Genomic DNA, 21,746 nt, shown 5'->3' with positions numbered 1-21,746 from the left:
TGCGCGAAGGCGGGCGCGCCGGGTCAGGTCGCCGTCGCCCACTCCACCCCGAGCGCGGCGAACTGCTGGCGCTGCTCGATGCTCAGCTGCTCCCGCCTGCTGCGGGTGGCTGATGCAGGCACGCAGCCGGACTTCAGGTCTGGACCGTGCAGGGCCGCCAGGACCACGGCTGAGATGATGTGGGTGTTCCTGAAGATCGAGCACATCAGCTCGACCGCTGTCCCGGGAGTGGCGGCCAGGCCTGCCATCGACCTGATGGGGCTGCCGTCCACGACCTCACGCATGCTGCACCCCACCGAGCAGTGCTCGCCGACCTCGGTTTCCACCCCCACGACAGCAGGACGACTGACTGGTCGTTGTGCGTCCGCTCAGAATGGGGTCCGTGGCCAGATCCTGCACGTAGTGACCCTGGAGAGTTGGCCTACCCGGAACCAGCGAATCCTCCGGGACCAACGAGCTCGTGCACGGTTGGCGGTGGGACGTCGATCTCGGATCGGCGATCATGGCTGCGTGGTGGGGAACGTGACGCCCACAGCGATCATCAGCGAACGGAGGATCACGGGCTTTTCGGCCGTTGTGATCGCTGAACTCGTGGCTGAGGTGAGGCCGTTGTGGCATGAGCGGCATCAGGCCAGGCTTGCGTCCCGGTCGCGGAAGCGTGCGGTGGGCGCTGGTGCGAAGCACCGCATGGTCTCCGTCGACCGGCTTCCGGCCACGCTGGTGCCCCTTCGCCACGGGGGTGCTCGTGATCTGCTGGCCTGCTGGTTCGGCGTGGACCCGCTCGACCGTCACACGGGCGATCGGAGAGGTGCGGCCCCTGCTCGCGGAGCGGGGATGCATGGTCAGCCCCGACGTGCGGCTGTGAACGCTGGCCGAGGTCGTTGACCATCTGGGACGGGCCGGGAAGACCGGCATCATCGACGGCACCGAGATCCGGGTCCGCCGCCCGGCCGTCGGCCGCAAGGACCGGGACAGGTTCATCTCCGGTGGCTTCCTACCGCCACCCGACTGAGCCCTCAAGCTTGGCGCGCCTGATTGTCGGTGTCCTACGCCATGATCGGACGCATGAACGAGACCATTACAGCAGCGCCCCGAGCTTCTCGCGCGTGGAACGGGTTCGCCGCATCCGCCGCCATGCAGGGGCTCGTCGGGGCCTCGGGCTGCTGGGACACAGACTCCTTCGCCGGTATCAGGACCACCGGCCGTTACATCGCGGGCAGTTGGCCGCCGGATCCGGTCGGATGGGAGGTCCGTCTGCCCGCAGCGGGCAGCTGGACGGAACTCATAGGCCGGCCGGGCGCACTTGCCCTGCGCGCGGCCGCCCCCGCGACCAGGCAGGAACGCCGTGAGGTGCTGCTGGACTTCCTGGACATGTGGGCGGACACCCCGTTCGCCGACCCGGCCTATCGGTTCCGCCTCGGGCGGCTCGCCGGAGAGACCTCGTTCACCGTCCGCGACGATGAGGGTGCGTCCTTCGGCCTGCATCTGCCGGCCGCGCGCCGGACCCTCTACTTCGAGGCCGTGTTCCCCGGCGGCGAGGCGGCCCCGCGCCCCGAGGAGCCGCTCCACGTCGTGGACTGCCACCGAGGTTGGGGTACCCCCGACCAGCTGCTGCGGCTGGTCGAGCTCGTCCGGGAGCGCGGCCCGCTCGCCTGGGACGCGGACGCGGCCCTGGCCCTGAGCGAGGCGACCGGCCTGAGTCGTCCCGCCGCGGCCCTCGTCCTGGCTGGCAACCCCGGTGCCGGCGGTTACTACACGCCCTTCCTGGACGAGCACGAGCGCGCCGTATACGGCTTCAAGGCGGGCGAACTCGAATCGGCGCGCGACGAGCTGTCGATGCTGCACGACGACGAGCGGCTCGCCCTGCTCGCCGACGTGCTCCCCTCCGACCCCGTGGACCTCTGGGAGCCCGGCGGTCTCGCCCGCGTCGCGGAGCGCATCGCCGCGGTCTGGGTGGAGCAGCACGGCGCCCGGGCGCACACGCCTTGGAGCACCTGGCAGGCCGCGGTCACCCTGGACACCGAGATGCCTGCGGCCCACCTGTGCCATCTGCTTCTGGACCCGGCGAACGCCACCCTGCCGCCGGGCTTCTACCTGCGGATCTGGCCCTGCCCGCCTGAGCACCGCCATCTGCGCACCGCCTGGGACGTCATGGGCCGCTACGACGCGGAGACCGTCGCGGACGCCTTCTTCGCCGGCCTGCCGTGGGCGTACGCGGATCTCCCGGCCGGAGACCCCGTACGCAACGGTGCGCCGGAGGCCGTCCGGCACCTGCGCAAGGTGCTGGCCGGTGGCGACTCACCGGCCCGGGTCCTCTACGCCGGTGTGATCGGTGGCAACCGGGGGAGTCAGCGCTGGGACTGGCTGAACGATGGCACCTGCGACCGCGTCATAGCCCGCATCACCTCCGGCGACCTGCCTCCGGGCCGCTACGAGTCCGATCCGCGCGCCTGCGTCCCCGACCTGCTCGCCGACGTTGCCCACGCCCTCGACCTGTCCGAGGACGCCGCCGCCCTGTACCTCCAGCTCCTGCTGCTCCCCGTGCCCTCGGACCGCAACGTGCGGCGCTGGAACGCCTGGAAACCGATCCGTCACAAGGCAGCCGCCGCAGATCTGTTGGCGCGTGGCCTGGTGGTGGAGGGCCGCCGGGCCCGCGCGGGACGCTCGTTCTTCCTGCCCGGCCCGTGGGCGCACGCCAAGAGGCCGCTACCGCCCATGGAGTCCTGGAAAGCGCCCCTGATCAGCGCGCAGCTGAGCAAGGACGGCAGCGAGGTGAGGGACTTCGGGCTACTCCCGGGCACGCTCCCCGAACTGTTCACCGAAGCCTGGCGGCTGGTCCGCAGGGGAGAAGGCCCGACGGCCTGACCGGTGACCGCGCCGAGGGCAAGTCCAGGGGGCGGGCCCGGAGTGCTGCCGGTACCCATCACCTCGGGGCCGGCTGCTGCGTTCCTGGTCAGGAGGTCTTCGAGTAGGAGCAGGAGCGGGGCAGGGGAGGAAGAGCCGCAAGAGGCAGCGCAGCAGCTTGCGTTTCGCTGACTGTCACGAGAAGCGCCTGGCCGGTGTGGAGGCGAGGCCGCGAGGGTGTACGCCGAGCTCGGGTCCGCCGGGCAGGAACCGCCGTCCGTCTATCTGTCAGCGGGCCGCTTCGGTTGACGGAGGACCAGGCGTACGCGGTCTCACACGAATCAGCCCCTCGCAGTCGAACATCGAGGTATCGCTCTGCGACGGATCCCGAAGTTCTGTGCCAGAACCCCATTCTCCTGAGCGAAGTCCGGCACGGGCTCGCTGTCGCGGTCGAGCAGGTCGTCGAACTCGCGGTCTGGGGTGCGCAACGGGTGACCGACACACCGGGGTTCGCGCCCCGGGACCTCCGGCTACAGTGTCGGCTTCTTCGTCGCGCCAGGAGGTCCTTGAAGAAGACGTCCAGGAGCTTTTCCCCCCGGCGCGGTGAGTCTCCAGCCGCCGAAGTGGTAGATCTCGTATCCGGCCAGCTGCAGCCGGCGGTCCTCGGCGGCCGCCTCCGCGTACAGCCGCAGCACGACGGTATGGGTGACCCGGCCCTTCCTGTCGGGCGGGGTCGCGATCTCGTAGTGACGCTGACAGCTGTCGCGACCCGGGCGCGCGAGGGGATCGCCGCCTCACGCAGACGCCGACGCACAGCAGAGGCCGGCATCGTCGCCGTCACGCGAGCTTCCTCCAGCAGCACTACAACGTCGCTCAGTCATTCATTCACTCATGCCTCCACTGACTGCGCGGACTCTCCGGCCAGGTGGCACCAAGAGGCTTCGGGAGCGTTCGCCCGGCGAAGCGGCGTCGCTCGATGTTCGGAGGGTGCTCGTAACTGCTCTAAGAAAGCTTTTTTCGAGCAGCTCTTGTCATCTGTGGACGTAGCAGCGCAGAATCAGTACATCCTGCGGCCCAGAACCCCAGATTCCGCTTCAGTGCGGGGTTCTTCAGGGCTGCGTCCCCTGATCGCCCTCTATACGGAGGTGACTGTGTCGGCCGCTGTGCCCACTTCGCCCCGTCCGGCCATGTCCCGGCCGGAAGCTCCTGACGACGAAACGCCTTCTCCGGTCGCCACCGCGGCCGGGCGCCCACCCGGGCAGAAGTCGTTCCGTCAGCGCTTCCGGCGTGACCGCATGCTGCTGCTGCTGTGTGTGCCGGGCGTCCTGTACTTCGCGGTCTTCTTCTACCTGCCGCTCGCCGGCAACGTGGTCGCGTTTCAGGACTACCAGCCGTTCCTCGGCTTCAAGTCGAGTCCCTTCGTCGGCCTCCGGAACTTCACCGACCTGCTCGCCCAGCCGGAGTTCTGGTCCGCCGTGCGCAACACGCTGGAAATCACCGTTCTCCAGCTCGTTCTCTACTTCCCCGCCCCCATAGCCCTGGCGCTGCTGCTCAACTCCCTGGTCGGGGAGAAGATCAGGCGGCTCGTCCAGACGGTCGTCTACCTTCCGCACTTCCTGTCCTGGGTCGTCGTCGTGGCGATGTTCCAGCAGGTCTTCGGCGGCACGGGCACGGTCACCAGCCTGCTGCAGAACCACGGCCTGGCGGTCGGCAACATCATGAGCAATCCGGACACCTTCAAGCTGCTCGTCACCTCGGAGATGATCTGGAAGGACTGCGGCTACGGCGCGATCATCTTCCTCGCCGCCATGGCGTCCATCGACATGACGCAGTACGAGTCGGCCGCCATGGACGGCGCGGGAACCTGGCGCCGGATGTGGCACGTCACGCTGCCCGGCATCCGACCGGTGATCATCATGATGCTCATCCTGCGCCTCGGTGACATCCTCTCGGTGGGATTCGAGCAGATGCTGCTCCAGCGCGACGCGGTGGGGCCCGACGCCTCGGAAGTGCTCGACACCTACGTCTACTACCACGGCGTGATCGACGGCGACTGGGGCATGAGCACGGCCGCCGGACTGATGAAGGGCGTGATCGGCCTCGGGCTGATCATCGCGGCGAACAAGCTGGCCCACCGCTTCGGTGAGCAGGGGGTCTACCGATGACCACGTCAGTCGCTGCGAAGCGAGAGAACCGCCTGGCCGGGCTGCGCTCCGGCGGGCAGCGTCCGCCGTGGATGGAAAGCCCCAGCCGGCTCGGCCAGGGCGCGAAGGCACTGGCACTCGCCCTGATCGTCGTCATGGTGACGTACCCCTTCCTGCTGGCGCTGGGCACCAGCCTGGCCGGCCAGAAGGAGCTGGAGGAGCGTGGCGGTTACGTCCTCATCCCGCACCATCCGACGTTCCAGGCGTACAGCGTGCTGCTCCAGGGCGGTGTGGTGACCCGGGCGACGCTGGTGAGCATCGGGATCACCCTGATCGGCACCGCGCTCAGTCTGCTCTGCACGGTCACGCTGGCTTACGGTCTCTCGCGGCCCGGCATGCTGCTGGGCAAGCCCATCCTGCTGATCGTGCTCGGCACGTTCCTCTTCGCGCCGGGCATCATCCCCACCTATCTCGTGGTCCAGCAACTCGGCCTGCTCGACAGCTACGCGTCGCTGATTCTTCCCGTCCTGCTCAACGTGTTCAACGTGATCGTGGTGCGGGCGTTCTTCCAGGGCATACCGGCTGAGCTGTACGAGGCCGCCCGCCTGGACGGCGCGGGTGAGCTGGCCATTCTCCGGCGCATCGTGCTGCCGCTGTCCAAGGCCGTCATCGCCGTCGCGGGTCTCTTCTACGCCGTCAGTTACTGGAACAGCTTCTTCAACGCCCTGCTGTTCATGAACGACTCGGGCAAGTACCCGCTCCAGGTCATCCTGCGCTCCTACGTCGTCCAGGGCGAGACGATCAATGCCCACGCGCTCGGCGTGAACGTGCTGCCGCCCTCGATCTCGCTCCAGATGGCCGTGCTGATCATCGCACTCGTGCCAATCCTCCTGGTGTACCCCTTCCTTCAGAAGCACTTCGCCAAGGGTGTCCTCACGGGCGCCGTCAAGGGCTGACCACCATCACCGATCCTGCCTTTCCCAGGAGAACCATGTCTTCTCAGCACGTCAACAGGCGAACGTTCCTCGGCGCCGCGGGCGCTCTCGGCATCGCCGCCACCGGAATGTCGACCCTCACCGGCTGTTCCACGGGGACGTCCGCCGCGGGCAAGGGCAGCGAAGCGTTCAGCAAGGTCAAGCTCCCGGCGTACGTGCCTGCCCAGGTCGCGGCACCGGACCTTGCGGGCAGCGCCGAGGGTCTGGACGCCGCCTACCTCCGCTACCCGAAGAACCTGGTCAAGTCGGTCGCCGCGCCGCCCGGCGACGGCTCCCCGATCACCGCGCTCACGGAGACCTTCACGACGCCGGCCCCCGCGATGGGGAAGAACGCGTACTGGAAGGAGCTCAACAAGCGCCTGGGCTCGGAGTTCAGGATGAACATCGTCGTCGAGACCACCGACGACAGCTACTCGTCGAAGTTCAACGCGGCGATAGCGGGCGGCGAGATCCCCGACCTCGTGTGGATTCCCCCGAACCAGGGACTGCGCCGGATCCCCGAACTGCTGGAGGCGAAGTTCCAGGACCTGACCCCCCACCTCTCGGGCAACGCGGTCAAGGAGTACCCGAACCTCGCCAACCTTCCGGAATTCGCCTGGAAGACAGCCGTCATCAACGGGAAGATCTTCGGCGTACCGGTGGCGTACGGCCGTATGGGACAGGTCTACGTCACCAATGAGGACTTCTGGAAGCCGGTCGGCGGGGCCACCTTCACCAGCGCCGAGGACTTCCTCGCCAAGGGCAGGGAACTGCTGGACGTCAAGCGCCACAAGTACGTCCTGGAGCCTGCCTACACCAACCATGTCGGCATGTACGCGCAGTGGTTCGGAGCACCGTCCGGGTGGTCGCTGAAGAACGGCAAGCTGGTCCACCAGTTCGAGACCGACGAATTCCGTGAGGCACTGGAATTCGGGGTGAAGGTGAGCAAGGCCGGGCTGTTCTGGCCGGACCCCAACCTCACCACGACGCGCGAGAAGATGGCGCAGGGCACGCTGGGCGCGTACGTCCAGTCCTTCCCCTCCTTCCTGGTGGACGTCAAGACCTACGACTTCCCCTTCGGGGTGATCCTTCCGTTCGCTGCGAAGGCCGGTGCCACCCCGCACTTCTACTACGGTCTCGGCTCGGTCGGCTTCACCGCGATCAACAAGAACGCCGACAAGAAGCGTCTGGAGATGCTGCTGAAGGTCCTCGACTACCTCGCGGCCCCGTTCGGCACCGAGGAGCGGCTGTTCCTCGACAACGGCATCGAGGGCACGCACTTCCACCGCACCGCGAAGGGCGACGTCGAACTCACCGACAAGGGCAACGCGGAAGCCGTGACGACGGGTATGCCGGTCTCCTTCCTGGCCAATGCCCCCGAGTACCTCTACCTGCCGGGGCAGGCCGACCTCACCCGCCGGATCCACGACTGGCAGAAGAAGCTCATCGCCATGGCGGTGATCGACCCGACGGTCGGCCACTACTCCGACACGTACGCCAGCAAGGGCAACTCCCTGAAGACGGGTGTCAACGACGGCATCAAGGACATCGTCGCCGGGCGAAAATCGGTCTCCGAGTTCGACGCCCTGGTACGCACCTGGCGCTCCGGCGGCGGCGACAGGATTCGCGCCGAGTACGAGAAGTCCCTCGCGCAGAGCACGAAGTGACCGACGTACCACCATGGACCGGCCGTCCCGCCACGGCCACCGCACACCCGCTTTCAAGGAGAACCATGCGAGACCTTCGTATCGGCGTGGTCGGCCTCGGCCTGCGGGCCAATCTGGCCGATGCCGCCCACCGGCCGGGAGCCGGGTCCGTCGTGGCCGCCGTCGCCGACACCGATCCCGCCGTGCGGGCCACGGTGGCACAGCGGTTCGCCGGGGCGACCGCGGTGGACGACTACCGCACACTGCTCGACGACGACACCGTCGACGCCGTCATCGTCGCCACTCCCGACGATACCCACGAAGCAGTCGCCTGCGACATCCTGCGGGCCGGCAAGCCGGTGTACGTGGAGAAGCCGCTCGGCATCACCGTCGAACAGTGCGACACCATCCTGCGCACCGCCCACGAGACCGGCACCCGCCTGTACGTCGGGCACAACATGCGGCACATGGGTGTGGTGCGGCTGATGCGCGACATCATCGCGCGCGGCGACATCGGCGAGCCGAAGACCGTGTGGGTCCGGCACTTCGTCTCGTACGGCGGCGACTACTACTTCAAGGACTGGCACGCCGACCGCACCCGCACGACCGGGCTGCTGCTCCAGAAGGCCGCACACGACATCGATGTGGTGCACTGGCTGGCGGGCGGGTACACCTCGCGTGTCAACGCCATGGGCGACCTGATGATGTATGGGGACCTGCCGCGCAGGGAGGCGGGCACGCCCCGCCCCGACGGCTGGCTGCGCGAGTTCGACTGGCCGCCGGCCACTCGCAAGGACCTCAACCACGTGGTGGACGTCGAGGATGTGTCCGTCATGAACATGCGGCTGGACAACGGCGTGATCGCCGCCTATCAGCAGTGCCACTTCAGCCCCGACTACTTCCGCAACTACACGGTCATCGGGACCGAGGGGCGGCTGGAGAACTTCGGGGACCGGCCGGGCGACGAGGTCAGGGTCTGGAACACCGGGCCGAGCAGCTACCGCGCGGACGCGGACGCGGTCCACAGGGTGCCGGAGTCGACGGGCTCGCACGGTGGTGCGGACGAACGGATCATCGAGGAGTTCTGCCGCTTTGCCCGGGACGGCGGGGTGACCGACACCTCGCCGGTCGCCGCCCGCATGAGCGTGGCCGCCGGAGTGATGGCGACCCGGTCACTGAGGGACAGCGGTACGCCCTACGACGTACCGCCGCTGGACCCTGAACTGATCGCTTACTTCGCGTCGGGCCAGCTGCGGGACCCCTCGGGAGCTCCGGCGCTCACACCGCGATGACCTCGACACCGGCGTCGGTGAACAGAGCCGTCATCTCCGCGCCGATGCCGGTGTCCGTGACGAGGATGTCCACCTGATCGGTGGTGCAGATGCTGGCGAAGGCGCGGGTGCCCAGCTTGGTGGAGTCCGCCGCGACGACGACGCGCTCCGCGCGCTCGCACAGCAGCCGGTTGATGCCCGCCTCGTCCTCGTGGTGCGCCGCGGCTCCGTGCACGACGTCGAAACCGTTCACGCCGAGCACGGCGGTGTCCATGGTGATCTGGCCGAGGACACCGTCGGCGAGGGGACCCGTCAGTTCGTACGACTGCGGGCGGGCCACTCCGCCGGTCACCACGATCTTGAACTGCGGCCTGATCGCCAGCTCGTTGGCGATGTTCAGCGCGTTGGTCACGATGGTGAGCGCCGGGGCGCCGGAGGCGAGATCGGGCCGGACGGCGAGCGAGCGGGCCACTTCGGTGGTGGTCGTACCGCCGGTGAGGCCCACCACCTCGCCCACGGCGATCAGTTTGGCGACGGCCTGCGCCACGCGCTGTTTCTCGGAGGCCCGGCGGGCCGTCTTGTAGCGGAGCGGGAGTTCGTAGCTGACGCCGTGGACGACGGCGCCGCCTCGGGTGCGCGCCAGCATCTTCTGCTGGGCGAGTTGGTCGAAATCACGCCGGATGGTGGCGGCCGAGACGTCGAGCGCGAGGGCCGCCGCCTCGACGTCGAGATGGCCCTGCTCGACGAGCAGTTCCAGGAGGGCCTTCCAACGCACGTCACGGGACTGGGACATCTCTCGTACTCTCCTCGTTCGGCAGAAGGCTGTGACCTTAACCGGGACCAGTCAACATGCTTGATTATGCTCTAAATAACCCGGTATCTTGCAGAAGTAATCATTTTCCTGAGGGTGGGACGCAGCATGAGCCATGTCCAGAACGAACTTTCCAGTCAGCCCGAGTGCTGGGAACGCGCCGCGGCGCTGGCGGGAAGCCGGGCTGCGACGCTGCCGGTCGCCGGGGAACGCGTCGCGATCGTCGGCTGCGGAACCTCTTGGTTCATGGCGCAGGCCGCCGCCGCCCTGCGCGAGGGAGCCGGACAGGGCGAGACCGACGCGTTCGCGGCTTCGGAGTTCCCTTACGGCCGTACCTACGACCGGGTGATCGCGCTCAGCCGCTCGGGCACCACCACCGAGGTGCTCGACCTGCTCGCCAAGGTCCGCGGGCGGGCCCGGACGACCGCGCTCACCGGCGACCCCACGACCCCTGTCATGGAGGCCGCCGACGACGTCGTCGTCCTGGACTTCGCCGACGAACGGTCCGTCGTGCAGACGCGTTTCGCCACCACCGCGCTCACCCTGCTCCGCGCCCACTTCGGTCTGCACACCGATGCCGTGGTGGCCGACGCCCGTACCGCGCTCGCCGAGCCGCTGCCCGAAGGCCTCGTCGAGCGCTCGCAGTTCACCTTCCTCGGCCAGGGCTGGAGTAACGGCCTCGCGCAGGAGGCAGCGCTGAAGATGCGGGAGGCCGCACTCGCCTGGACCGAGGCGTACCCGGCCATGGAGTACCGCCACGGCCCGATCAGCATCACCACCGAAGGCACCGCCACCTGGATGTTCGGCCAGGCCCCCGAGGGCCTTGCCGAGCAGGTCCGCTCGACCGGCGGCATGTGGGTGGCGGGCCGTCTGGACCCGCTCGCCGAACTCGTCCGGGCGCAGAGGCTCGCCGTCGCCATCGCGGCCGCCCGGGGCCTCGACCCGGACTCGCCGCGCCACCTCACCCGCTCCGTCGTCCTCGCCGAGGGCTGAGCGGTGGCCCTCGCCCGGAGCGGCACGCTGGTCGCCGACGCCGCCGCGCGGCGCGGCGCGGTCGCCGCGTTCAACATCATCACGCTGGAACACGCGGAGGCGGTGATCTCCGGGGCCGAGGCCGCCGGTTTCCCGGTCATCCTCCAGATCAGCGAGAACGCGGTGAAGTACCGGCAGAGCCAGGTGCTTCCGCTGGCCCGTGCGGCGGCCGAGTCGGCCCGCGCGGCGTCCGTGCCGGTCGCTCTCCACCTCGACCACGTGAAGAGCGACGCCTTGCTCCGGCAGGCCGCCGACGCCGGGTTCAGCTCGGTGATGTACGACGCGGCGCACCTTCCGTACGAGAAGAACCTCGCCGCCACCCGGAGCGCGGCCGACTGGGCGCACTCCCAAGGACTCTGGATAGAGGCGGAGTTGGGTGAGGTCGGCGGAAAGGACGGGGCGGCGCCGCTGGATGCGCACGCACCCGGGGCGCGGACCGGACCTCACGAGGCCGCCGCCTATGTGGCCGAGTCCGGTGTGGACGCGCTCGCCGTCGCGATCGGCAGCTCGCACGCGATGACCTCACGCACCGCCGCCCTCGACCACCGGCTACTCGGCCGGCTGCGAGAGGTCCTCGGTGTGCCGCTGGTGCTGCACGGCTCCTCCGGAGTGCCGGACAGGGAGCTGTCCGCGGCCATCACCGGTGGCATCGCCAAGGTCAATATAGGGACGGCGCTGAACATCGCCATGACCACGGCGATCCGCGAGGCGCTGACCACGCGGCCCGACGCGGTCGACTCCCGCACGTACCTCGGGGCCGGGCGCCAGGCCATGGCCGAGACGGCCGCCAGCCTGATCAAGCTGGTCGCCACCGCCGCCTGAGCGAGGCGGTCCTCACCGGCCATGACTGGATTTGTGACCACGTGTCCGCCGGCCGGGCCCCGCATTCCCCGACACCGCCGACGTCCCCGCAGGAAGAAAGCGGTGACGCGGGGCCGGCCGGCGGGGACGTGGGCGTCCATCAGCTCCGGACCGCATCCTGCCTGCTCTCCAGGGAGAGGCCGCCGATGCTCGCTTGCTGGCCGTGAGAACTCAAGGTTCGGCCGGGGCGCAGCGTCCGGGTGAGGGCAGGGGCAGGGTACTTCGCCGGAGCCGGCAAAGTACCCCCCACCGGTGCCGCTGGAGGCTTCCGCGGCGCCGCCGGAGGGCCGCGGGTCGGGTTCGCCCCCGCTGGTGTCGCCTTCGGAGGCACCGCAGTCGGCGCGCGGCGTGGCTGACGGCTCCCCGGGAGTGGTGGGACTGGTCATGGGGGGCTTCATGGCGGGACTGCTCGATGAGGGCGGAACACGGATGCACCCCGAACCAGGGCCGGTGCGGGGCGTCGTCACTTGTCCATCCATCAGGCATTCGATGAGCACCGAACCGCCAAGCGGGTGGATCCAGAAGTGCGGCCTGGCGTCCAGGACGTCCCGCGCATGTCGCACCGCAACATCCGCAGGCATGGTCACGGCCGGCATCCGATAGTTGCCCCAATGACGCTGATCCGCTCACCCCGCTGTTCGTGCGAGGGAGCAACTCCGCCGTCATCCTCGTCCAGTGCTCCTCATCGTCCCACCAGGGGCGGCCTTCGAACGGAGTTGATTCGAAGTCGATCACGTCGCCGGCAGGCGGGCTTCCGCCTGGCACTCACACGGTGATGCTTCCTGTCCGGAGGGCTGCCGAGTAGTGAGGGAGGTCGGCCTGATGGCACGTCAGGTCGGGCCGGGCGGCAGCAGCGATCCCAGGGGGCCGAGATCGAGGTTGAGATCGCGCATCGTCAGCCCGTAGCGGTCGCAGAGCTCGGCCATCCGGTCCTCGAGGATCATGAGGGTCATACCGACGCGCTCTTCCTGAGCCTCGGTCAGGTCGCCCTGGTCCACGCGGTGGACCGCAGTGCGTTCCATGAGCTGACGCAGGAGCTCGACGATCGTGAGCACCAGCTTGATCAGGTCTCGTTCCACTGTGTCCGGGTCGGTCTCCAGCCGCCGGGCCGGGCAGGTGGACGCCGGCCCGGCGTCGTCCGCGGCTGCGGGCAGCAGACCGAAGGCGTTCGCGGCCGCCTGCGCCACCTCCTCCAAACCCCTTTCCGCCGGGACCGGTGGGGCACCGGCTCGGCTCTCGGACACGGCTTCGGCTCGGGTCTCGACTCTGGCTTCGGCTCGGGTCTCGGCCGAGTCTCCGGCACCGGATTCAGCCAGGGCCTCCGCCCCAGATCGGCCTCCGGCTCCGGCGTGGGGTGCCGATTCGGACTGCATGTACTTGCCTCCTCCGCGGGCCGAAGTGGTCCGTGGTCTCGCAGATGCCCGTAGTGATCTCTGCTCGTTCGCGCTCCCCGCCCACCCCGGCGATCTCGTGGCTTCAGGGAGCTTGCTCCGTGCCTGCCCCGGTACCGGTCGCGCGTGCGGCCGCATGCGCGACCAGCCTGTCGGGCCGCCCCGCCGACCGGTCCGGTGCCGCCTTCCATCCGGAATCCGTTACCAGGGTGCTGGGCTGTCCGGCGTGATGGAGTGGATGACCGCACGCAGGTTGATCCTGACCAGATCGACGTCCGCGACAGAGAGGACGAGATCTCCGGTGAGGACCGCACCGCCGGTCAGTAGACGGTCGAGCAGGTCGATGAGGGCCACCTGGCGACCGGACGGCAACTCGTCGTCGAAACCGGCGGTGGTCAGGCTCTCCGTCACGCGGAGTCACCCTGCCGCAGCCGGCCGGCGCCCGCCGTCGCCTGGGTCGGCACTGACTGGGTCTGGGCCCATTCGGTGAAGGAGTAGGGTACCCACGGCCCGGTCACCTCGATGGCGACGCCTGGCGTCCCATCGGCCAACTCCTCTAGTGCGGCAGCAAGTTCATCGATGAACTGCGCCGGTACCAGATACGCGTCGTTCACCAGGTTCTCGCCGCGGGCTGCGCCCAGCGCGCCCTGCTGGAGGCGATGAGGGATGTGAGCGGTCGCGTAGCCGGCGGCGGTGTCTACGGCCCGCTGGGCCACGACCCCCGCCACTCGGTAGGTGTCCGCGTGACGGGTGCGCTGGGCGCGACGGCGCTTGAGGTAGTCGCGGCCCGGGCTGCTCCCGATCCGGCCGTCGGCCGTCCCGCCGGACGGCGCGTCAGTGCGCTCCCTGCCGCTGGTCGGGGCGGGGGACGCCGGGACGGCCTCCGGGTCGGCGAAGATCTTGACGCCGAGCTCGACCTGGCCTGTCAGCAACTCCAACGCCTGCCGGAAGGCCGGGGCGTTCTCGGACAGCATCGCGGCCACCCCCGCGTCGTCGACGTAGACGGTGGTCAGGCGGAGCGGGAGCAGTGTGGTCAGGGAGGCCGCCGCTTCGATGCACCCGTGGTGTGCGCGAGCCAGGGCCTCGAGGCGCTCGAGGCTCTCCAGCTGTTCCTTGAGCGCGTCGCTGCTGAAGGTGTCCTGCGGGACGTCCGCAACGATCGCGGCCAAGCCCTCGTGTCGGATCAGACGAGGCGGGTCGCCGAGACCGCCCAGGGTGTGGACGTGCTGCGACAGGCCGCCACCGCCACCGCCACCGTCTACGGCTATGGCGTAGACGTAGACGAGAGGGGCGGGTGGGGCGGGGGCGTCACCATGAGCAGTCGGCGAGAGCCCGTCGGTCGGGACGATCTGGTCGGGGGTGTTCACTGTTCCGGGTCTCCTTCCTGTCGGGGCTTTCTGCGCCGGGTGCCCGGGGCGGGCGCTTCGGCCGACCGGGTGGTGCGCTTCCGTGCGGGCTTACGTTCAGGCTCTCGCGGATTCCTGCGGGCGGGTTTGCCGGGCACGTCGTCGCCGGGCTTCTGTGCCTCCGTGCCGCCCGATGCCCGCGCCACCGGCTCGCGTGCCGTCCGTCGAGGGGCCGCCGACCGGGCGGCCCGCTCCTCGGGTGCGGCCCGTACGGGCTTGCGCCGCGCGGGCCGGGACGCCGCCCCCGTCGCACGCTCTTCCTCTCCGTGTGCGGCGGGGGCGGCGGCCGGCTCGGGCGGGTCCGGGAGTGATGGCTCGTTCGCGCGGTCCGCGGACTCGGCATCCGGCAGGGGCTCATGACGAGCCCACCGGTCCACGCGCTCGCGCGCATCCTCGGGCCTGTACTCCCCGAGGGCGGGCGACTGCGTCTGCGCCGCGCGCAACTGCGCTACCTCGGCACGCAGTTGCTCGATCTCCAGGGCCTGCTGACTCTGGTCAGGCACGACGTCCCGTACCGCGGGCCTGGGCGCGCGGGACGAGAGCGACGGGTCGTTCTCCCACCAGTCGATGCCCATCTCCTTGGCCTTGTCGACCGAGGCGACCAGCAGGCGCAGTTTGATGGTGAGCAGTTCGATGTCGAGCAGGTTGATCTGGATGTCGCCGGCGATGACGATGCCCTTGTCCAGAACGCGTTCGAGGATATCGGCGAGGTTGGCCGACGATCCTTGCTGGCCCGTCAACGATGCTGCGGCGGGGCCGCCCATGCGAGCGGCGGCGAATGGTTCGGACAAGGGTCACGCCTCCTGCGGTGGGGTTCAGCGACGCGCCGGAGCGGCACGCCTGCGCGGTGCCGGGGCTACCGCTTCTTCCTGGTCCTCCTCGTGTGCTTCCTGCTCGTCGAAGGCGCCGTCCTGCTCGTAGCCGTCCTCGGCGTAGCCGTGTGCCTCGTCCGTGTCGTCGGTGTCCTCGGTGTCCTCGGCGTAGGCCTCGAAGTCGTCGTCCTCCTCCGCGTCCTCGTAGTCGGCGTCGTCGCCGTCCTCGTACGCGTAGTCGCCGTCGGCGTATCCATCTTCGGAGTCGCCGTCGGCGTACTCGGCGTCTCCGGACTCGGAGTCGGACCGGTCGGCGTTCTCCTCGTCCTCCACGGCTTGGTCGTGGTCGACCACGACCTCGCCATCACGGATCTCTCCGCGCCAGCCGTCGGTGGCCTCGCCGCGCATCATGATGAACTTGCGGTAGAGCTTCAGGTCGAGCCTGGCCCGGCGGCCCTGGGCGCGCCAGATGTTGCCGGTCTTCTCGAAGAGTCCCTTCGGGAAGTACTCCAGCACCAGCAGGACGCGGGTGAGGTTGTCGGTCACGCGGTGGAAGGTGACGACACCCTTCACCGTGCCCTTGGCACCCTCGGTCGTCCAGGAGATCCGCTCGTCGGGGATCTGCTCGGTGACGCTGGCTTTCCAGCTCCGGGTGGACTTGGCGACCTTCACCTTCCAGTTGCTGGAGGTGTCGTCGGACTTCTCGACACTGACGACGCCCTTGGCGAAGGTGCTGAACTCCTGGAACTGGGTCCATTGGTCGTACGCCTCGCGCACCGGCACGCCGACGTCGATGTCCTCGCTGATGAGCACCGACTTGGACTTGCCGCCACCGGACTTGCTCCCCTTGCCGAACAGGCCCTTGACCTTGTCCGCGACGACGTCCTTGGCGTGCGAGGCTCCGGCGGTGAGAGCCGCCTTGGCGGGTGACTTGCCCTCGGCCAGCGCCTGCCCGCCCTTGCTGAGGGACTTCCAGGCGCTCGGCCCACCACCCTGGCCGGGCTCGCCGAGTCGGGAGGCGGTTTCGCCGAGCTTGTGGCCCAGCGAGCTGACGGCATGTTGGGCGCGTGCCGCCAGGAAGTCAGTGAGCTCTTCCTTCAGGCGGCCCGCGGCGGGGTTGTCGGCCACGGACTTCTTGATCTGGGTGAACGGCGATTCAGCCACGGTCGCCTCCATTCTGACGACGGCCGGCGCTGCGCCGGGATCCGGCGGAGGACGAGGCCGCCGCTGAGCCCTTGGCGGTCGTCTTCTTGCGCGCACCCGACGTGGACGCGCCGGCGGAGCCGGAGGCCGACCTGCGGGTTGCGGGAGACGAGGAGCCGGACGACGGGCGGCGGGCGGCCGAGGTCTTCTTGGCGGCGGTCTTCGTCGCCTGCGGGGAGCGCGAGGCGTTACGCGACCTGGCGGCCGCCTCCTCCTGGTCGTCTTCCTCGTACTCCGCCGCACCCTCGTCGTCCAGGTGCTCGTCCTCGCCCTCTTCGCGGTCCAAGTCCTCGTCGAACTCGAGCTCTGGGTCGTCGTAGCGGTCGCCGTCCGAGTCGCCCGTTGACTCCTCGGCGTCGTCTCCACCCCTGCCCTTGGCGCTCGTGACGCTCTTGAGGGTCTTCGTGCCCTTCGCCTTCGACGCGCTTGCCGCGCGCTTCCCGGTCTCCGCGACCTCGTCGGCCGCGGCCTCCGGGTTGGTGAGTCCCTGGGCACGCTCGTGGAGGGAGTCGGAGAGGTGGTTGACGCGCTTGGTCAGCGCCGAGCTGGCGGCGGTCTTCGTCGCGCCGACCAGTTCGGTGCGCACCTGGTCGCTCAGCCCGGCCAGCAGCGGGCTGGAGGAGGCCATCTTGAGCAGCTGCTGCGGGTCCAGGCTCAGCTTCTTGCCGGCCAGGAACATTCCGAGCCCGATCGCGACTTTGGCCTTCTTCGTGCGGCCCAGGAGATAGCCCCCGACCAGAGCTGTGCCGATCTTGGTGTTGGTCATCATGCGGTGTGCACCTCGTTGGTGGAAGTAGGTGGACAGATGGGATGAACGGATGGGAAGAACAGAGGGGAAGGAACCCGGTGCGGAAGCGTGGACGGCGGGGTGGACCGACGTGGGGAGGCCGTCAGGGAGCAGCAGCTCGTGCCACTGGTCCGCCCGCGCCGAACGGAGCGGATCTCCTCAGCCGGGCGGCTGCCCGTTCGCAGCCATACGCTGCTGCTGGGCCTCCAACTCCTCTAGTTGGTCGAGAAGTTGGTCCTCCCGGCGGTCGAACTCCTGCTCGCTGATGCGGCCCTCGACCAGCTCCTGCTCGAGAGCGATCAGCTCCCGTCGCACCGGGGCCGGATCGTAGTACTGGCGCTCCGCGGTCTCGGTGAGCTGCTGGGTCACCCACAGCGCACCGCGCACCGGGGCCAGCGGCAGTGTGATCAATTGCGAGAACAGACCCATGGCAGACGGGGGTGACCTTCCTCAGACGAAGCTGTAGGCGGGCAGCGGGCCGTGCAGGTGGTAGGCGTAGGCGTCGCCGCGGCGCTCGGCGTCCTCGTGGACGGCCTGCGAGAAGTCCGCCGCCTTGTCCCGCTCGACCAGGAACGACACGTTCAGGAAGTGGGGTTCGGCCGCCTGGGCCGGTGCGCTGTTCACGGCTGCGGGGCCGAGGGTGCCCACGATCTCCTCGCCGGTACGGCGCTGCCTCTCCTGGACCTCCTGCGAGATGAGCTCGCCGAGCCGGACCTTGGCGTCATGGGCGTCAGGGTTACGGCGGGTGTTCTCGTTGAGACGCCGGGCCTCGTCGCTGCCGGTCAGGATCTCCCGGAGCAGGTCCGCCTCGTCGCGGGAGACCTTGAGGTTGTACTCCAGGCGACCGTCCAGCTCCTCCAGCCGGCCTCTGTAGACGTCCTGCTGCTCGTCGAGGGCGGTGGCGACCGCCGCGTCGTCGGGCCCCAGCAGTCCGAACTGCATGGGCAGTACGGCACCGTCGGCCATGAGCTGCTGCAGGACGGCGTCGTGCGCGGCGAGGTCGCGGCGCTTGGCCCGCAGCCCCTCAGGCGCGGTGCTGACCACGGCTGCCAGGCCGGCGCCGTGGACCACGCGCAGCTCGCTGCCGTCGGGGCCGACTCCTTGGAGTCCGGCGAGGGCGAGTGGGTGGTCGCCCGGGGTGATGGCGTAGACGTACGTCGGCATGGTGGTCAGTCCTCTCGACGGCGCTGTGCTGGACGGCGGTTGGCGGATGCCTTGCGGGTGCGCTGCTCGGGCTCTTCGTCCCTGTCGCCGTCGTTTCCTTGCGTGAACGAATCGGTGAACGCTTCAACAGCGCCCGTCAGTGCTCCTTTTGACTTTCCCTTCGCCCCTTTCTCCGTCATATCACCGACAAGGTCGGTGAGTTGACTCGGTGCCTTTCGGCCGGATTCCAGGTCGAGACGATTACAGGCCTCGGCGAAGCGCAAATAGGTGTCGACACTCGCCACGACGATGCGTACATCGATCTTGAGTATCTCGATTCCCACCAGGGACACCCGGACGAAGGCATCGATGACGAGCCCCTTGTCCAGGATGAGTTCGAGAACGTCGTAGAGCGTTCCGCCTCCGCCTCCACCACCGGAGGCGGAGGGGGCACTGCTCTGCTGCACAACACTCATGAGTGGAAAACTCCTCGGTCGCAGGGGGGCCTGAAGCCGCGCCGGACGCGTGGGTACGCGAGGGTCGACTGAGCGGATACCTGTGGGTGCGGGCGGGTCGGCCCCGTTGGCGCACACGGGTCAGCTGGGTGAACAGGCTGGTGAGCACGTATTTTCAGGGGCGCTGCCCAGGTGTCAACGACGGTCTGTCTGTCCCTTGGAATAGCGGTGGGTCTGCTCGTAACCCAGCAGTTCGCCCGCCTCGTCGAGGTCGACGCGATAGGTCGCCATGACGCTGGCCGTGTCGGGGATACGTTCGATCTCCGTGACCTCCACATGAGCAGTCCAGCCGCCGCCCGAGGGCTGGAGGGAGGAGACGGAGTGGGGTTCGCGACCGATCAGCTCGGTCAGCTGGGTGGCCGCCGCACGCAATGCGGAACGGGCAGTGATCGTCGTGGACTTCGGACTTCGGCCATCGGAGTCCTCGGTGCGTGGTGATGTCATGGTTCAGATCCGTAATTCGTTGTCTTCCGGTCGGTGCATCTCGATGGAAAATGATGCTTTCGGGTGAGTGCCCCTGCTCAGGGACCCTATGCAGACGTGATCGAAAATTCTTTTCCGAGCCGTCGATTACTGGGTGAGGATGCGATAACAGACAGTTGCTTCAGCAACGATGAACCCTTGGGAGGCCGAGGTCGAGGGTCCCCGACGCCGGAGATGTCGGGGACCCTCGACGCACGGGTGACCTCGGCCACAACCGCGAACGCGCAGCAGTGTGGCCGCCTCCGCTGCCTCCTGGTCGCTGTCGGCGATGTAGCGGAGCAGCGTTGCGTGCCGGGCACGCATCTGGCAGGTTCGTGCAGCCGGCCGCAGACCAGGCGCAGCTGCCAGCCCAGCCGGTCCATCGCACGCGTGAGACACGCTGCAAGCCGGAGAGCCGGGTGCTCGACATCCAGCCTGACGAGCGCCCCACCCTTGGGGTGCCTATATGAGCGCTGCGTCGCCCCGGGCCGCGCCGTTCTCCCCCTGGCCGCTGTCACCGTCCAGCCGCAGCCGCGGTGACCACTGCCTGGTCTGCATATCGGGGGCACGGACCCTCGGCCTTGCCCGTGATGCGGCCGCCCGGGTCCGTCCATGCCATGCTTAGCATGCTGAGAGGGCGTTTACACCTCTTTTGATGCGGTTTCAGGTGCTATGTGAGGCGGCTTTGATGAGATGAGTGCTTCTCAGGATCCGGGTGGTGCCAGTGTGGTGTTGATGCCGTGGTCTCGCCCGCACTCCTCCTGTTTCATCCCAGGACGCGCCGTCGTGCACCGTTCGCTTCGCGCGCCTGATGCACGCGCCAGGGCCGGATCCGCGGCCGGCCGGTACTCCGGAATCATGACTGAGCGCCGTCGCTATCCAAGCGATCTCTCCGATGCCCGATGGGAGCTGGTCGAGCCGGCCCTGACCGCCTGGCGGGCAGAGCGCCGACAGCGCGCGATCGAGAAGCACGTGAAGGACATCAACAAGGCCTACGAGCGGGCCTTAAAGAAGTACCCGATCACCGTGCCTAGGCGGCAGGAGTCTCACTGCCTCCGCCGGAGCCACCGGCCTGGGCGTCGGCATTGAGCAGGGCCCGCAGCTGGTCCGCTACCTGATCTGGCTCGGCCAGCTGCCTGACGGCGGGTTCGGAGAGCAAGCCGACAACGCCGAACACTCCGGAACACCTCTGGAAGACGTTGCGGTCCTCGCCGCCGAGCTGGAGCGGGACGGCCTGATCGACGCCATGGGCGCCTTCGGCGCACCCGACTCCCACCGGAGCACCAGCGACGGACGCGTAGAGCTGCGGCGGCTCTCCCAACTGCGGAGCGCACCCGCCGCCCGGCACCGCTATGCAACCGACGGCTTCCTGCGCTGGCTCTACGCCACCGCGCACGACCAGCGCCCGACCCGACCGCCTTCCTGGGCACCACCGAGTCGTACTTTGCCGGCAGCGCCTTGGCGGAAACCGAACTCGAGGATGCGCTGGCGCGCCTGACGAACCCTGGACTCGTTGCCGACGCCGGCACCCAGCCCAAAACCGTCGCCATCACCCTCGGCGGCATCGACTGCGTGCTTTCTGGAGCGACCGTGAGCGCCAGAAGTCCAAGACGGTCGCGTCGAGGCCGATTAACGGCTCCCCGCCGTGCGCGGGTGCTGGAGCAGGGGCCACGATCGGGCTGGCCACGTGCTGGGGGAGAGGTGGGTACGGAGTTGCGGTCACAGCGCCCAAGCATCGCTCACAACGGAAGTGCACAAAGGACGAACTGGCCTTTCCCATGATTCCTCTGAACGCATCACGGGCGTCCCTCCGCCACGACTGACCTCGACTGCGCAATCTGCACCAAGAGCAGCTCACCTGCGGTGGTGAGTTTCCGTGGTGAGCACGGTGAGCCGTGGTGAGTTTTCGCGGTGAGGCGTCCCCGCCATGGTGAGTTGGCCCGAGACCGTGGTGAGTTTCCCGATCGGTAACTCACCACCGCAGGTGAGACGGGTGCGCGGCCACTCACCACGGCACCCTGTCCACTGGACACTTATGTTGACGAATCTGACGCATGATGCGCTGGTGGTCGACGGGGGTGGAGATTGCCAGGTGCCCGCAGCGGGAGTTCCGTCGCCGGTGCCAGAGACCAGCTTCCTGCTCCGGGCCCCGGCACCCTGGCACAGAAACCGCGGCGGCTGCCGGGCTGCGGATCCTCCTGGTCCTCGAGCGCCGCCGCTGCAGCGCCGGGCGGTCGGCTGCGCAGCGCATTGACTGGTGAAGGGTCCGTCGGTCGCACGCGCAGCCGGCACGGGGCCCGATACCAATCCCGACGACATGACCGAGAGCATGACCGACACCTCCCGGGAGCGGACCTGTGCAACCCCAGGTCAAGCACCGGTTTTTCCCGTGGTGAGTGCTCAGACTTCCCCTCTTCTACCTGGCTGCCCGGCTGTTGGGTGGT

General features: G+C 68.7%; 21 protein-coding genes and 2 pseudogenes. 9 read left to right on the top strand and 14 right to left on the bottom strand.

Annotated elements, in window-relative coordinates; all coding sequences use genetic code 11:
- Positions 1-23: 23 nt before the first annotated feature.
- Positions 24-284, bottom strand: coding sequence for a hypothetical protein (locus OG488_RS00810; protein ID WP_329224899.1), 261 nt, complete (start codon positions 282-284; stop codon positions 24-26).
- Between OG488_RS00810 and OG488_RS39190 the strand changes: the two genes are divergently transcribed.
- Entirely contained in the window at positions 175-885 is a 711-nt protein-coding gene (locus OG488_RS39190) for a GrpB family protein (protein ID WP_443074194.1), read from the top strand. The two genes, OG488_RS00810 and OG488_RS39190, sit on opposite strands and share 110 nt — an antisense overlap.
- Before the next feature lie 180 nt (positions 886-1,065).
- A complete protein-coding gene (locus OG488_RS00805; protein ID WP_329224897.1) occupies positions 1,066-2,865 on the top strand; it encodes a hypothetical protein in 1,800 nt (599 codons plus the stop codon).
- A 509-nt stretch (positions 2,866-3,374) separates the two neighbouring features.
- Here the strand turns inward: OG488_RS00805 and OG488_RS00800 are convergent.
- Positions 3,375-3,539 (bottom strand): hypothetical protein, encoded by a 165-nt coding sequence (locus OG488_RS00800; RefSeq protein WP_329224895.1) that lies wholly within the window; start codon positions 3,537-3,539, stop codon positions 3,375-3,377.
- Between the two features lie 492 nt (positions 3,540-4,031).
- Between OG488_RS00800 and OG488_RS00795 the strand changes: the two genes are divergently transcribed.
- From OG488_RS00795 to OG488_RS00780, 4 genes are all read left to right on the top strand, one after another.
- On the top strand, positions 4,032-5,009 hold the full coding sequence (locus OG488_RS00795; protein ID WP_329224894.1) for an ABC transporter permease: 978 nt from the start codon (positions 4,032-4,034) through the stop codon (positions 5,007-5,009).
- Positions 5,006-5,944 carry a carbohydrate ABC transporter permease gene (locus OG488_RS00790; protein WP_406460332.1) on the top strand — a complete coding sequence of 313 codons (939 nt, stop codon included), beginning with the start codon at positions 5,006-5,008 and terminating at the stop codon, positions 5,942-5,944. Before OG488_RS00795 ends, OG488_RS00790 begins: the two co-directional genes overlap by 4 nt.
- A 35-nt stretch (positions 5,945-5,979) precedes the next feature.
- On the top strand, positions 5,980-7,629 hold the full coding sequence (locus OG488_RS00785) for an extracellular solute-binding protein (protein WP_329224892.1): 1,650 nt from the start codon (positions 5,980-5,982) through the stop codon (positions 7,627-7,629).
- A gap of 65 nt (positions 7,630-7,694) precedes the next feature.
- Positions 7,695-8,900, top strand: coding sequence for a Gfo/Idh/MocA family protein (locus tag OG488_RS00780; RefSeq protein WP_329224890.1), 1,206 nt, complete (start codon positions 7,695-7,697; stop codon positions 8,898-8,900).
- On the opposite strand, the gene OG488_RS00775 is transcribed toward OG488_RS00780, so the two are convergent.
- Positions 8,887-9,672 carry a DeoR/GlpR family DNA-binding transcription regulator gene (locus OG488_RS00775; RefSeq protein WP_329224887.1) on the bottom strand — a complete coding sequence of 262 codons (786 nt, stop codon included), beginning with the start codon at positions 9,670-9,672 and terminating at the stop codon, positions 8,887-8,889. The two genes, OG488_RS00780 and OG488_RS00775, sit on opposite strands and share 14 nt — an antisense overlap.
- A gap of 126 nt (positions 9,673-9,798) precedes the next feature.
- On the opposite strand from OG488_RS00775, the gene OG488_RS00770 reads away from it, so the two are divergent.
- The gene (locus OG488_RS00770) at positions 9,799-10,683 is read left to right on the top strand and encodes an SIS domain-containing protein (RefSeq protein ID WP_329224885.1); all 885 of its coding nucleotides are present in this window, start codon (positions 9,799-9,801) and stop codon (positions 10,681-10,683) included.
- Positions 10,684-10,686: 3 nt separating this feature from the next.
- A complete protein-coding gene (locus tag OG488_RS00765) occupies positions 10,687-11,544 on the top strand; it encodes a class II fructose-bisphosphate aldolase (protein ID WP_329224883.1) in 858 nt (285 codons plus the stop codon).
- An 869-nt stretch (positions 11,545-12,413) separates the two neighbouring features.
- On the opposite strand, the gene OG488_RS00760 is transcribed toward OG488_RS00765, so the two are convergent.
- The 10 genes and pseudogenes from OG488_RS00760 to OG488_RS00715 form a co-directional block, all read right to left on the bottom strand.
- Entirely contained in the window at positions 12,414-12,779 is a 366-nt protein-coding gene (locus OG488_RS00760; RefSeq protein ID WP_329224881.1) for a gas vesicle protein K, read from the bottom strand.
- 396 nt (positions 12,780-13,175) lie between these two features.
- Positions 13,176-13,385, bottom strand: a complete 210-nt coding sequence (locus OG488_RS00755) for a gas vesicle protein (protein WP_329224879.1) — start codon at positions 13,383-13,385, stop codon at positions 13,176-13,178.
- Complete coding sequence (locus OG488_RS00750) at positions 13,382-14,341, bottom strand: GvpL/GvpF family gas vesicle protein (RefSeq protein WP_329224878.1); 960 nt, start codon at positions 14,339-14,341, stop codon at positions 13,382-13,384. The genes OG488_RS00755 and OG488_RS00750 overlap by 4 nt, the downstream gene beginning before the upstream one ends.
- A 389-nt stretch (positions 14,342-14,730) precedes the next feature.
- Positions 14,731-15,144: pseudogene (locus tag OG488_RS39185) on the bottom strand (gas vesicle protein); the annotation flags it as partial.
- A 51-nt stretch (positions 15,145-15,195) separates the two neighbouring features.
- Entirely contained in the window at positions 15,196-16,356 is a 1,161-nt protein-coding gene (locus OG488_RS00740) for an SRPBCC family protein (protein ID WP_329224876.1), read from the bottom strand.
- On the bottom strand, positions 16,349-17,164 hold the full coding sequence (locus tag OG488_RS00735) for a hypothetical protein (RefSeq protein WP_329224874.1): 816 nt from the start codon (positions 17,162-17,164) through the stop codon (positions 16,349-16,351). Before OG488_RS00735 ends, OG488_RS00740 begins: the two co-directional genes overlap by 8 nt.
- A 177-nt stretch (positions 17,165-17,341) precedes the next feature.
- Positions 17,342-17,611: a gas vesicle protein GvpG gene (locus OG488_RS00730; RefSeq protein WP_329224872.1), complete on the bottom strand. Its 270-nt coding sequence runs from the start codon at positions 17,609-17,611 to the stop codon at positions 17,342-17,344.
- Positions 17,612-17,632: 21 nt separating this feature from the next.
- Positions 17,633-18,346: a GvpL/GvpF family gas vesicle protein gene (locus tag OG488_RS00725; RefSeq protein WP_329224870.1), complete on the bottom strand. Its 714-nt coding sequence runs from the start codon at positions 18,344-18,346 to the stop codon at positions 17,633-17,635.
- A 5-nt stretch (positions 18,347-18,351) separates the two neighbouring features.
- Positions 18,352-18,801 (bottom strand): gas vesicle structural protein GvpA, encoded by a 450-nt coding sequence (locus OG488_RS00720; RefSeq protein ID WP_329224868.1) that lies wholly within the window; start codon positions 18,799-18,801, stop codon positions 18,352-18,354.
- 174 nt (positions 18,802-18,975) lie between these two features.
- On the bottom strand, positions 18,976-19,284 hold the full coding sequence (locus OG488_RS00715; protein ID WP_329224865.1) for a gas vesicle protein GvpO: 309 nt from the start codon (positions 19,282-19,284) through the stop codon (positions 18,976-18,978).
- Between the two features lie 876 nt (positions 19,285-20,160).
- On the opposite strand from OG488_RS00715, the pseudogene OG488_RS00710 reads away from it, so the two are divergent.
- Positions 20,161-20,259: pseudogene (locus tag OG488_RS00710) on the top strand (IS5 family transposase); the annotation flags it as partial.
- A 73-nt stretch (positions 20,260-20,332) separates the two neighbouring features.
- On the opposite strand, the gene OG488_RS00705 reads toward OG488_RS00710, so the two are convergent.
- The gene (locus OG488_RS00705; protein ID WP_329239320.1) at positions 20,333-20,623 is read right to left on the bottom strand and encodes a hypothetical protein; all 291 of its coding nucleotides are present in this window, start codon (positions 20,621-20,623) and stop codon (positions 20,333-20,335) included.
- Between the last annotated feature and the right edge of the window lie 1,123 nt (positions 20,624-21,746).

The organism is Streptomyces sp. NBC_01460 (assembly GCF_036227405.1).
GTDB lineage: Bacteria > Actinomycetota > Actinomycetes > Streptomycetales > Streptomycetaceae > Streptomyces.
This window is presented reverse-complemented; position numbering and strand designations above follow the sequence as displayed.